This window comes from Enterococcus pingfangensis (assembly GCF_005405205.1).
In the GTDB taxonomy this organism is placed as follows: Bacteria; Bacillota; Bacilli; order Lactobacillales; family Enterococcaceae; genus Enterococcus_A; species Enterococcus_A pingfangensis.
On record NZ_BJDP01000005.1, the window covers coordinates 123678 to 136257 of the forward strand.

The window sequence follows — 12580 nt, forward strand, 5'->3', positions numbered from 1 at the left end:
CTTTCCCGCTTATTTAGCAAATCAAAATCATTTACTACTCAACCCAAATTGTACAATCAATCGACTGTTTAGTAAAGCTGCACCGCTATTTTGCTGCTTTTTCTTGCGTGTAATCCAATTTTTTATCCGGTGATTCATCTTTGATGTTGCGGCTTGAATGTGCTGGCTTGGCAAAAATCATTCGGCCGGCAGCCGTTTGCAAGGCGCTCGTCACGACAACTTCGATATGTTCGTTCATGTAATGCTGACCGTCTTCTACGACTACCATCGTGCCGTCATCCAAATAAGCGACCCCTTGTTGTCGTTCAGTTCCCGCTTTTACAACTAAGACATTCATGTTCTCACCTGGGATCACGACTGGTTTCACAGCATTTGCCAGCGCATTGATATTCAACACAGCGACGTTTTGGAACTCTGAAACTTTATTCAAATTGTAATCGTTCGTCACAATGACACCATCTAATAGTTTAGCTAATTTGATCAACTTGCTATCAACTTCGCTGATGTCTTCAAAATCACCGTCATACATCTCAACGACGATTCCTTCTTCTTTTTGCAACGCGTTCAAGATGTCTAACCCGCGACGGCCTCGGACACGTTTCAAACTGTCGCCAGAATCGGCAATGTATTGCAATTCATACAAAACAAAATTAGGAATCATCAAGACTCCTTCTAAAAACCCGGTCTTCGCAATATCATAGATTCGACCATCGATAATGACGCTCGTGTCTAAAATTTTGTATTTATGAAAATGATCATCGGCTTTGCGTTCAAGCACTTCGCCTTCATTTGTTTCAGCTTTTTTATTGCGGCTGCTGAAAAATTTCTTCAGTTCATCGATTCGTGTCGTACCCATCCGAAATCCCAAATAACCAAGCAGCAGCATAATCAAAATCGGCAGCGCGTTATTGATAAAAGGAATCGGAATCTGATAAAGCGGTGATGTTCCGATCAACCCTAAGGTCAAGCCTAAGATCGCACCGACCACTCCAAATAAAATATAAGTCAAGCTGAATTCATTTAATTGTTTTTCAATTCTTTTCACACCAACAGAGATTGGTTCTACGATCGCCAAAGAAATAATATAAAAAATAATTGCACCGATTAGGCCATCCGTAAGTGAATTATTCAGCCATATGTTGTCTGCATAGCCAATTGCTGTCCATGCCGCTGGTAAGAAAGTAATTCCTAAGCTGATCCCAACCAGTAACACGATTACTGTCAACACACGTTTTTGCATGCCATCCCTCCTAAATTCTATCAAACTATTTTTTTATAGGCGTGCCAGAAATCAACTCTGGCACTGCCGTTTATTAACGAAAGACTTTTCTCAATGTTTCTGCTAACGTTGCCACCGGAATCAATTCGATTCCTTTTGGCGGCGTCCAATCGCCCATGTTGTTCTTAGGCAAATAAATTTTCTTAAAACCTAATTTGCTCGCTTCTTTGACCCGTTGTTCGATACTGTTGACCCGGCGGATCTCACCGGTCAAACCAATTTCACCGATAAAACATTCGGTCGCATCCGTACCATTTTCTTTATAACTGGAAGCGATCGCCACCGCGACAGCCAAATCGATCGCTGGTTCATTCAGCTTCACGCCGCCGGCAGCTTTTAAATACGCATCTTGATTTTGCAGCAGCAAGCCCGCGCGTTTTTCCAAAACTGCCATGATCAATGAGACACGATTGAAATCTAATCCGGTCGTCGTTCGTTTGGCATTACCGAAAACAGTTGGTGTCACTAACGCCTGTACCTCGACTAAAATCGGCCGGCTGCCTTCCATCGCTACCACGATTGCTGAGCCAGTCGCCCCTTCTAACCGTTCTTCCAAGAAAACTTGAGAAGGATTAGCGACTTCGACTAGCCCGCCTTCTCGCATTTCAAAAATTCCGATTTCATTGGTCGAGCCGAAACGATTTTTTACTGCTCGTAAAATTCGGAAGCTGTGATGTTTTTCGCCTTCAAAATACAAAACAGTATCGACCATGTGCTCCAGCATCCGCGGTCCCGCGATGTTTCCTTCTTTCGTTACATGACCTACGATAAAGATCGCAATGCCGTTCGTTTTTGCCAGCTTTAACAACTCTGCGGTAGTTTCGCGAACTTGACTGACTGAACCCGCCACACTGGAAATATCTGGTTGGGTCATCGTTTGGATCGAGTCGATGATCACATAATCTGGTTTTAGATTTTCGATCGTCCGACTGATCTCGCCCATGTCCGTTTCCGCATACAAATAAAAATCAGTATCACTTGAACCTAGACGTTCCGCCCGCAATTTTATTTGCTGCGCACTTTCTTCACCGGAAACATACAAAACATTGCCGCCAGTTGCCGCTAATTGATGAGAGACTTGCAGTAGCAAAGTCGATTTCCCGATACCGGGGTCGCCGCCGATCAGTACTAATGAGCCTGGAACCACGCCACCGCCTAAAACACGATTCAATTCGACTAATTCTGTTTGAACCCGCGTTTCTTTTTTAAAAACGACATCTTTTAGTTTCGTAGGCTGCGCGCGTTCTCCCGTCAGACTGACCCGATTGCGCCGATCTTCAGTATTTTGTTCTACTTCTTCCACCATTGTATTCCAATTGCCGCAGTTAGGACATCGGCCTAAATACTTAGGCGAAACGTACCCGCATTCTTGGCAGATAAATTGGGTCTTGGATTTTTTTGCCAAAATATTCGCCTCACTCGTTTGTTTAAATTTTTATTGATTGTCTGAAGAACCGAATCCTCCAGTCCGTTCAACGGTTGCTTCATCATTATCGGCTTTAAGAAACGGCAAAAAGATTCCTTGCCCGATCCGTTCGCCTTTTTTGATTTGAACGTCAGTCAAACCAAAATTTGAAAATTGGAACATGATATGTCCTTCATTATCAGGATTATTGTAATAGTCGCTATCGATCACGCCCACACCATTGCTTAACGCCAAAAAACGTTTCAACGGATTGCTCGAACGATTGGCCAATTGTAAATATTCATCCTGGTCCATGTACGCCTTGATACCGGTAGGAACTAAGACTGGTTTGACAATTTTTTCAGCGGCAGCCGAACCTTTGGCGAAATGCTGGATGATTTGTTTCCAAACTGCTGGGATCACGATATCCTCTGCGGCTTCAAAATCATAACCTGCCGCATTTTTTGTTGCGCGTTTCGGTAAATTGATCGCCTGATCTTGATAAGCCGCGATCACTTCAAAACCTCGTTTTTTCATTGTAAACTCCTTTTTATAAAGAACCGATTTTCTAGGAAAACCAACTCTATTTTCAACTCGGAAACTCTCACACTACTTGAAGCGCTCTTCCGCTCGATTGATTGCTTTAATTCGTGCTGAAAACTGCGAAAAGTGGAACAGATCCCCATTGTGAAATCTATTGTTATTCTACCATAGAGCAGGCGGCACTTCGAAAATCTTTTACGAAAACTCTATGGAAATTTAATGAATTTTTTTCGCCTTATTTTATTGCTCACTGATTCGTTCACTCAGCGAAGGCAAACGGTTGATATAGATATCGATCCGCTTCGCATAGGAAGGATTTTCCTTGTATATTTTGATTTGTTTTTGCAACGTTTTCAGATCATCGGTCACAATGCCATTGACATTCAACGACACCATTCGATCCATCGAATCCGCATCATTGACCGTCCAAGCATAAACATCTTTTCCCGCTTGATGCGCTTGCTGAACAAAATCTCCCGTCAACGTTGTTTCTTCCATTGTATACGCGTCAGCCGACGTTTGTGGAAACACCAAATTGTATGGCAAAACATAACTGACATACAATTTGGGGGCTTTTTGTTTCAACTCAGTCACTACGTCATAGTCCAAAGAATGTATCCGATGCTGATGAGTCAAAATAGTTTGTTGGTATTTTTTAACGAACCTAGCTATCATCTGCTTCGAATCGGCAGAAGTCGTTTTGATTTCAATCAACAACTTCTGCTGGTGTTCATTAGCAAAAGCTAAATAATCATCAAAACTCGCGATCGGAGCAATGTGACCATTTTCAACGGCTTGGAGACTTTGCAATTCGCTTAAAGTCAAATCATGCGTCGTTTTGTCCTCACCAGTCAAATTTTTTAGATTTTCATCATGAAACACAACAAATTGATGGTCTTTGGTTTCTTGTACATCCATCTCAATATAATCTGGTTTTTCTTTGATCGTAGCCGCCATCGCCGGAATCGTATTTTGAACACCATTTCCATTATCGACACCGCGGTGAGAGATCGTTAATGGAATAGAATCTTTTAATCCCGCTAAATAAAGGACATTGTTAAACAGCTGTGAGCCGCCAAAAAAGATGCACAAGATGATCGCCGCGATCCGCGTCCACAAACTGGGCCGGATCATCTGCAATGGACGTTCCCCGCTGATCACCAGCGGATAAAATTTTTGAACTAAGATACTGAAGTATAAAACAGTCGCCCACGCCAACATCAGCTGACTGAAAAATTGGATACTCGTCAACGTGATCATCGCACCGATTGCCGGAAACGGCTGCGGCAACAAATCTAGAATGGCTTGCACGATAAAACTTACGCCGTAGCCGGCATAAGACACCAGCGTTAAAAACAGCGTCAAAATAAAGATCCGCCAACCATAATGCCAAAAACGATGATGAGTCAGCGCCATGCTTTTAGCGACTGCTTGTTTTGGTGTTTGATCTGAAAAAATCATCAGCGGTAGCACGAACAACAGACGAATCCCGATATAAGTGACGACTAATGAAGCAATCAATAAGAGCGGCAGGATCAATAGATTTTCACTCAAATGTTCCAAAACGAAAACCGGGATCGTCACTTTGCTCAACAACGGCGTCCGAAAAATAGCATTGGCAAATGGCAAGATCAGCAAAAAATAAAATAGAAAGAAAAAGAATGTTCCTGGACGCAAATGCCGCATGTGATACAGCGATTGTTTAAACAACTCCCACAATGAACGGTCTTCTTTTGTTTGAATACTTTTGATCCCAAATAACTGAAAAGTAAATTGCAAAAAAATCAGAGTCAAAACTAACGCTAAAAGCAGTAACAAAGCCGCTAAAACCGCCGGATGCTGCGTTAAAATCGTTAATATATTTGTATTTGACACATAAGGGATGTTCCCTTGCTGCAAAATAAATGCGATCAAAAATTGAACGCAAGGAATAACGATCATTTCTAAAGCGATATTCGTTCCAACGATCAGAAGAATGTAACTCCCCCAATGGCGTAAAAACTCTCTTGAATAAGTAAAGAAAAAGCGTAATGAAGACATCTCTTGCCCCTCCTTTCAAACACTTGATACGAATTCTTATTGTGACAAGGCGTAAAGAAAATGATTTCGAAAAATTTGGAGAATCTTTTTCCTTGCGGTCTATCCAAAAACTTATGCTTTTACTGCAAAAATGGTAAAAAATCGGGCACAAAAATTATGTGCCCGATGGATTTTGACGTTTTCGATCATAGTCAGGATCGAACTCGTCGGTCTCAATATAAATATACGCCTTTTTATCAGGCAAAGCTCGACGGATCACCCGTTCAATCTGATTCACAACATCATAACTGACCCCTTCATACGCATCCGCAATGTCGATCTTAGCCGCAATCATGACCTCAGTCGGTCCCAAATGAACGGTTTTGATGTCGATCACTTTTTTCACTTCAGCGCGTTTGAAGGCATTCCGAATTTTTTCTAAATCATTTTTAGAAACACTTTCGCCAATGATCAGACTATAAAATTCCCGAGCTAAAAAGATGGAAGCAAATAATAACATCAGTCCAATCAATAACCCGCTCAGTGCATCAAACATCGGATTGCCCGTTGCCATCGTCAGTAGGGTTCCGACCACCGCTAAGACTAAACCGATCACCGCACAAAAATCTTCCGTAAAAATAATCAAGATCTCGCTGTGCCGACTTTCATGCAAAAACTGCAGGAGCGGCAACTTTTCTGTATTCAACTCGCGAATTTCTTTGACGGCTACTCGCAAAGAACTGCCTTCAACTAAGATCCCAAAAATCAAGATTGCTAATACGATCAAAGGATTTGTAACTTCATGACTGGGATGGAACAATTTTTCCAGCGCTTCCCAGATCCCTAACGCACCCCCACCAAAAAACAGCATCGTCGCTACGATCGTACTAAAAAAATATTTTGCTCGCCCTTCACCAAACTGGTGCAGCTCACTTTGTCCACGAGCTGCTCGGCGATTGCCAAATAATAATAAAATTTGATTGCTGCAATCAACAACACTGTGGATACTTTCATTCATCATCGCGGCACTACCGCTAAGCATATAGCCGATAAATTTGCTGACCGCCACTAGCACATTGGCCAGTAAAGCCGCCAAGACTGCAATCGACCCTTGCGTTTTTCCTTCTTCCATGTGGTTCACTCACTTCCTAATTCTTTTCTATTATAAGACAGAAAGTAAAAATCATAAAAACAAAACCTCTAAACAAGTTAGCTACGTGATCTAATGCGCAGAAATTTTGGACTTCCAGTCTAAATCATATGATTTCAATGACAGATCATCACTCAGCCAACCATTTACTTTCCAGAATACTCCTAAAGACGGAGGAAGATCACCGTAGATTTGCTATAATCAAATTATCAAAGAGGAGTGTGGAAAAGATGGAACGGAAACAATATGTTTGTGATAAATGCGGCGGGCAAGAATATACTTCCGATCAGTTCCAAGCGACTGGCGGAAATTTTGCAAAAATGTTCGACGTCCAAAACAAAAAATTTACTACCATCAGCTGTAATCGCTGCGGGTACACAGAACTTTATCGCAATGCAACTACTGACGGCTGGAATGTCCTTGACTTTCTGATGGGTGGAAACTAAAAACGCCGTAATCGATCAGCTGCCAAAGTATTTTTTCGGAGTGGAGAAATCCACTCCATTTTTTTATCCAGCGTTGCAATTTATAAAAGTTTCTTTTAAAAATAGGCAGAAAAAAAACGATGAAAGAGGTATACTACAAATTGAACACGTAAGAAGGAGAAAAATACGATGGATTCAATTATTTGTATCGTTTTAGGCATGCTGTTTGCGAATGGTATCCCGCATTTTATCAAAGGAATCACCGCTGAAAGATGGGATGTTCCTTGGAAAAAAGCCGCTTCTGCTCCCACAAATGTATTATGGGGTACCACAAATTGGCTGATTGTCGTGATCCTCGATGCCCTCTTCAAACCAGACATAAATAGTTTCGATGCCGCGTGCTTTTTAATTGGTATGGGTATTACCGGTTACTACCTTGCCTTGCATTGGTCAGAGAAGAAAAATAAAAAAGATGTGGCTAACTAGCAGCATCTTTTTTTATTTTTTCTTCTTTTAATTCTGAAGCAGCCAGTATCGTTGTATTCTTCATAAACTAACTTGATTACTCTTCAGTTCAACTATTATGCTCCATAAATAAAAAAGAAGTTATTTCCAATCTTATCTTCTCGCAAATAGATCTTTTCTCCCTTTATTGCCAAAAAAATTCTTAAATATTTTGATGTCTCGTTAAATCACTCGCCTTTTCATGATCTTTCCTGCAATTCATAAGGTAAGATAATTTTTATTCACTTTACATTCCTATAGATAATAGGACTTTTAACTGTATTCAGCTATAATAGTTTTACTCACATTATGCTAGAAGGAAGTACACTATGAAAAAAACAATTGAAGTAGTTGGTGCAATTATTGTTGATAATAAAAGAATATTATGTGCCCAACGTGGACCAGAAAAATCATTAGCAAACTTTTGGGAATTTCCCGGAGGTAAAATTGAAGTTAATGAAACACCTATAGAGGCACTAAAACGAGAATTGACGGAAGAACTTTTAATTTCTGTCGATGTGGAAGAAAAAGCATTTGAATCGACAAAATTTGAATATGATTTTGGCACTGTTCATTTAACTACTTTTGTTTGCCATTTATTGGCGGGCAAACCTACCCTTACAGAACATGTTGCTATCAAATGGTTATATTCGGATGAACTCGACACCCTTGAATGGGCCCCTGCCGATATTCCTACCGTAAAAAAATTAAAACTAGCACTTTAAAGGAGCTCTCTTATGAATAGTTTGGAGCAATCATTAAAAAAAGCTTTTATCGATCGGAAATTTGAAGGCTCTCAATATGATCCAAAAATTATTATTAACCAACCCGAGCAGAAAGAATTCTTGCTAAATGTTTTACAAGAAGAAATAGATACATGTAATGATTTCTTCTTTTCGGTAGCTTTTGTAACGCAAGATGGTTTGAATGCTCTCAAATCACAGCTCACTGATTTAGCCTCACGAGGAATAAGCGGACGTCTATTGACATCCACTTACTTAGGATTTAATCACCCTGATATGTTTGAATCACTTTTGACTATTCCTAATCTCGAAGTACGCATTTCTACAAAAAACGGATTTCATTCCAAAGGTTACCTTTTTTCTCAAAATGACTATCACTCTTTCATCATCGGTAGCTCTAACTTAACAATGAATGCCTTAAAATTAAATTATGAATGGAATATTCGTTTAACCTCATATGAACACGGCGAAGTAATTCATCAAATTCAGAAACATCTAGCTACTGAATGGGATCAAGCAGAGTTATTGTCTACTGAATGGATTAAAAAATATCAAGCTGGTTATCAACCTCTAGTGAATACTCAAGATCGTACAGAAGTTGTTAAGATTGACCAGCCTAATTCACAATATATTGTTCCAAATAAAATGCAAAAAGTTGCTCTGGAGAATTTACAGGACCTAAGAAATTCTGGTGCAAAAAAAGGATTAATTATATCCGCCACTGGCACAGGAAAAACTTATCTTGCTGCTTTTGACGTCTTGCAAACTAAACCAAAAAGAATGTTGTTTATCGTTCATCGCGAACAAATTTTGAACAAAGCCAAAGAGTCTTTTCAAAAAATATTAGCTGAGCCTGAAGAAAATTTTGGAATTCTATCAGGCAGTCAAAAAAAGATAGATGCAAAATATTTATTTGCAACAATTCAAACAATTTCAAAACCTGCTTATCATGAACTATTTGAAAAAGATCACTTCGACTATATTTTAATTGACGAAGTTCACAAAGCTGGTGCGCAGTCTTATATCAATACAATAGATTATTTTACACCAGATTTTTTATTAGGAATGACCGCTACTCCAGAAAGAACTGATAAATTCAATATTTTTGAACTATTTGACTACAATATAGCTTATGAAATCCGTTTACAAGAAGCATTAGAAGAAGATTTACTATGTCCATTTCATTATTTTGGCGTTTCCGATTATGAAAAAGATGGTATGGTTATCTCCGAAACGACTGATTTAAAATACTTAGCTGCAGCTGATCGCGTCTCCTTTCTTTTAGAAAAAATAAAGTACTATGGTTGTTCACGAAATACCCCAAAAGGACTCATTTTCTGTAGTCGAAAGGAAGAGGCAAAAGAACTATCCGATCATTTTAATCAACGAATGATTCCTAGTACGTATTTAACAGCTGAACACTCGATCCAGGAACGAGAGATCCAAATTAAACGACTTGAATCTGGTGAAATCAACTATATTTTTACTGTAGATATTTTTAATGAAGGAATCGATATTCCAAAAATTAATCAAGTAATCATGTTGCGTAATACTCAATCAAGTATCATCTTTGTCCAACAACTAGGACGAGGCTTGCGGAAAGATTCTTCCAAAGATTTCGTAACTATTATTGATTTTATTGGTAACTATAAAAATAATTATATGATCCCGATGGCTCTTTCTGGCGATATCACACGAAATAAAGATTCTTTGAGAAAAGATACTTTTGATACGAATTTCATTTCTGGTCTTTCTTCGATTAATTTTGAAAAAATTGCTAAGGAACGCATCTTCAAATCCATTGATGAAGCTGCTCTTGACTCTATGAGGGAACTAAAAAACATTTATTCAACTACTAAAAATCGATTAAATCGTGTTCCTTATTTGAACGATTTTGTTCAGCAAAAAATCCTTGACCCGATGTTAATTGCAACTAAATTTCAATCTTACTATACTTTTTTAGAAAAAATTGGCGAGGCAGAAGGACTCTTAAATGAACATGAAAATAAATATTTGATGGTTCTTTCGCGAGAAATTTTACCCGGTATTAGACGGCATGAAATCATTTTATTATCTAAGCTAGTTAATGAGAAACAAAATTTATCCTTTGAAGAAATTCAGCAAATATTTACAAAATGTCATCTTCAAAGCGATGAAAAAACAGTTCAGTCTGTATTGAGAACATTATCTTTACAGTTTTTTACTGGTGGGATAAAGAAATCTTACAGCGGTGCAGAAATCATCGAGACAAAGGATGGTACCATTAAACTTACTGAACAATTCTGCAGTGCATTAGAAAATAAATATTTCAAAAAATTACTAGATGATTTATTAACTGCTAGTTTTTATAAATCAGAGGTTTTTGATACTGATAACACATTAACCCGATATGCTAAATATCGACGACGTGATGTTTTACGCATGTTAAATTGGCACGAACAAATGGTGGATCAGAATATCGGTGGCTATACTTATAAAGATGGTAAATTTATTATCTTTATCACACTACAAAAGGGAGAAGCTTTTAAAGGCGCACAAATGGCTTATGAAGATGAATTAATTGATGAGTCTACTATGCATTGGTTTACTAAATCACCTCGAACCTTGAAATCTCCAGAAGTACAACGGTTGCAAGACTCTGAAAATTGGACAATTTATCTATTTGTAAAAAAATCAGATGATGAGGGTACAGAATTTTATTACCTTGGAGAAGTTAAACCTATCCAAGATACTATTCAACAATTATTAAAACCTACACAAGGTGGTCAGGCGCAAAATGTCGTAGAGATGGATTTACGGCTAACCCATGCAATTGATACAAAATTATTTAAATACTTAACTTAATTTTTAATATAAATGATAGTCTCAGAATCTTTCTAATAAAAAAAGGATGCCGCATATGGCATCCTTTTTTTATTAGTTTCCAGCATCAACAGTCTCGAAGTTTTCAAAGCCGCCGAGGTTATCGATCTGAAACAGGTCTTCGTCCTCGTTATAATGCAGTGTGGCTTTTTTGTAACGGAAGACTTGGTTTACATCAGCGGTATCATCAAGATAGATTGTGTCGTAATAAATCAAATATTGCACGGTATACGTATCTTTTCCTATCATGCTGAAGGTTTCTACTTCGGCTTCGGCATCGACTCGTGATTTCTTTTTGCTCGTCCGAATGTCGTTGATAAATTTCTCGAAATCTTTTTCCTCTGCATTGTTCAGTCCATTGACGAAATACTCAGCCAGATCGCTTTTTTCTGACGCGCCAAAATCACTGTACGTTGAAGTGTATGAAGCTACATCACTGTATAGACTATCCAAGTAATTCTGAACATCCGCTTTTGATTGGACATCAGCAAAATCTAAATTAATTTCTGAGGAGTAGCTGTCTTCGCTGTAATCGTCAGCTAAATACTCGTTGCCGCCAATTTGATACGAATCACTTTTCAGCTGATCGTTTGTCGTAGCGAAGGATAGTTGCACATCCAATCCTTGATGCCAGACAACATCTTTGATCTCTGCTTGTCCATCGCTGATCGTTCCGACTTCTTTATCATTCAGCAAAACTTTTGCTCCGTCGATGTTCGAAGTAACTTTGAAAGAAATCTTATGCAAATTGATCGTAAGATGACTATCAGTCTCAAATTCAGAATTATGATAACGAACTAAATTTTGGGTAGATACCGCTTTTTCACCAGCCAAATCCCCTTCAACTTGATAACTTCCTGGCGTCAACGGTCCAAAAGTCGTTTGGTAATCATGCCCTTTAGAAGTTGCCAATTTTTTATTATCCAATGCCAGCCGCATGTCCGCTTGATCTGTTGCAACCGTCAAATAAACCGGCTGGATCACTAATTGATAACGTGGAAACAAGCCTAAAAATTTTCCTTTTTCCTGAATTGAAAAATCTGCTAGCTGACTTGGATCATTTTTTAAATCGTTCAAAAAATCGGCAAAATCTTTCTTATGCGCGTCTTCTTGATAATAACTGACAAATTTTTTAAGCTCTGTCGCTGACACTTTGTAGTTTGGATCTTCTGAAGTAGTGATCTCTGCGATTTTATTTGGATCTTGTGTTTTAAAAGTCGCTGCAAAGCGGCTCAACTGCTGCGGATAACTATAATAATGACGGCCAAATATCAAACCGCTTACTAATAATATAAAAACTGCCAGTCCCGCACCCAATCCAATTTTTTGTTTCTTTGATAATGACCGCTTTACAGTAGCGGCTGGTCGGATCACTGGTTTCAATCCATGTCCGCAGTTAGGACAAAACGCAACATTCGGTGGAATCGTTTTTCCGCAATTGGGACAAAATTGTTTGTCGGCTGATTTATTTTCCACCGTCTCCTCTTGTAAAACTTTTGTTTCTTTAGAATCTTCCCCTTCAAACACCTGTCCGCATTCTTCACAAAAACGGGCATTCGCCGGATTTTCGTGACCACACTTAGGACAATTTTTCATTTATCTCACCCTGTTCTTTTAACCTTGATTTCAACCACTTAATAATACAAGAAT

At 38.8% G+C, this 12580-nt stretch carries 10 protein-coding genes; 4 read left to right on the forward strand and 6 right to left on the reverse strand.

The features are described 5' to 3' along the window. Nucleotides 1-85: 85 nt before the first annotated feature. From FFM63_RS03580 to FFM63_RS03600, 5 genes are all read right to left on the reverse strand, one after another. The gene (locus FFM63_RS03580) at nucleotides 86-1240 is read right to left on the reverse strand and encodes a PIN/TRAM domain-containing protein (RefSeq protein WP_137608957.1); all 1155 of its coding nucleotides are present in this window, start codon (nucleotides 1238-1240) and stop codon (nucleotides 86-88) included. A 73-nt stretch (nucleotides 1241-1313) separates the two neighbouring features. Then, on the reverse strand, nucleotides 1314-2684 hold the full coding sequence (radA, locus tag FFM63_RS03585; protein WP_137608958.1) for a DNA repair protein RadA: 1371 nt from the start codon (nucleotides 2682-2684) through the stop codon (nucleotides 1314-1316). A gap of 30 nt (nucleotides 2685-2714) precedes the next feature. Beyond that, nucleotides 2715-3221 (reverse strand): dCTP deaminase/dUTPase family protein, encoded by a 507-nt coding sequence (locus FFM63_RS03590; RefSeq protein WP_137608959.1) that lies wholly within the window; start codon nucleotides 3219-3221, stop codon nucleotides 2715-2717. Between the two features lie 246 nt (nucleotides 3222-3467). Further along, nucleotides 3468-5267 carry a glycerophosphoryl diester phosphodiesterase membrane domain-containing protein gene (locus FFM63_RS03595; RefSeq protein WP_137608960.1) on the reverse strand — a complete coding sequence of 600 codons (1800 nt, stop codon included), beginning with the start codon at nucleotides 5265-5267 and terminating at the stop codon, nucleotides 3468-3470. Between the two features lie 154 nt (nucleotides 5268-5421). Beyond that, nucleotides 5422-6378 (reverse strand): cation diffusion facilitator family transporter, encoded by a 957-nt coding sequence (locus FFM63_RS03600; RefSeq protein WP_137608961.1) that lies wholly within the window; start codon nucleotides 6376-6378, stop codon nucleotides 5422-5424. Between the two features lie 248 nt (nucleotides 6379-6626). On the opposite strand from FFM63_RS03600, the gene FFM63_RS03605 reads away from it, so the two are divergent. The 4 genes from FFM63_RS03605 (at nucleotide 6627) to FFM63_RS03620 (ending at nucleotide 10912) form a co-directional block, all read left to right on the forward strand. Then, the gene (locus tag FFM63_RS03605; protein ID WP_137608962.1) at nucleotides 6627-6842 is read left to right on the forward strand and encodes a zinc ribbon domain-containing protein; all 216 of its coding nucleotides are present in this window, start codon (nucleotides 6627-6629) and stop codon (nucleotides 6840-6842) included. A 168-nt stretch (nucleotides 6843-7010) separates the two neighbouring features. After that, entirely contained in the window at nucleotides 7011-7307 is a 297-nt protein-coding gene (locus FFM63_RS03610) for a hypothetical protein (protein WP_137608963.1), read from the forward strand. 347 nt (nucleotides 7308-7654) lie between these two features. Beyond that, a complete protein-coding gene (locus FFM63_RS03615; protein WP_137608964.1) occupies nucleotides 7655-8050 on the forward strand; it encodes a (deoxy)nucleoside triphosphate pyrophosphohydrolase in 396 nt (131 codons plus the stop codon). 12 nt (nucleotides 8051-8062) lie between these two features. Then, on the forward strand, nucleotides 8063-10912 hold the full coding sequence (locus FFM63_RS03620; protein WP_137608965.1) for a DEAD/DEAH box helicase: 2850 nt from the start codon (nucleotides 8063-8065) through the stop codon (nucleotides 10910-10912). Between the two features lie 72 nt (nucleotides 10913-10984). Here FFM63_RS03620 and FFM63_RS03625 read toward each other — a convergent pair whose 3' ends face one another. Next, the gene (locus FFM63_RS03625) at nucleotides 10985-12526 is read right to left on the reverse strand and encodes a zinc ribbon domain-containing protein (RefSeq protein ID WP_137608966.1); all 1542 of its coding nucleotides are present in this window, start codon (nucleotides 12524-12526) and stop codon (nucleotides 10985-10987) included. Between the last annotated feature and the right edge of the window lie 54 nt (nucleotides 12527-12580).

Excerpts from the sequence above, each read along its gene's own strand:
- FFM63_RS03600 (WP_137608961.1), bottom strand. The coding sequence starts at position 6,378 with ATGGAAGAAGGAAAAACGCAAGGGTCGATTGCAGTCTTGGCGGCTTTA.
- FFM63_RS03595 (WP_137608960.1), bottom strand. The coding sequence starts at position 5,267 with ATGTCTTCATTACGCTTTTTCTTTACTTATTCAAGAGAGTTTTTACGC.
- FFM63_RS03615 (WP_137608964.1), top strand. The coding sequence starts at position 7,655 with ATGAAAAAAACAATTGAAGTAGTTGGTGCAATTATTGTTGATAATAAA.
- FFM63_RS03625 (WP_137608966.1), bottom strand. The coding sequence starts at position 12,526 with ATGAAAAATTGTCCTAAGTGTGGTCACGAAAATCCGGCGAATGCCCGT.
- FFM63_RS03610 (WP_137608963.1), top strand. The coding sequence starts at position 7,011 with ATGGATTCAATTATTTGTATCGTTTTAGGCATGCTGTTTGCGAATGGT.
- FFM63_RS03620 (WP_137608965.1), top strand. The coding sequence starts at position 8,063 with ATGAATAGTTTGGAGCAATCATTAAAAAAAGCTTTTATCGATCGGAAA.
- FFM63_RS03580 (WP_137608957.1), bottom strand. The coding sequence starts at position 1,240 with ATGCAAAAACGTGTGTTGACAGTAATCGTGTTACTGGTTGGGATCAGC.
- FFM63_RS03590 (WP_137608959.1), bottom strand. The coding sequence starts at position 3,221 with ATGAAAAAACGAGGTTTTGAAGTGATCGCGGCTTATCAAGATCAGGCG.
- FFM63_RS03605 (WP_137608962.1), top strand. The coding sequence starts at position 6,627 with ATGGAACGGAAACAATATGTTTGTGATAAATGCGGCGGGCAAGAATAT.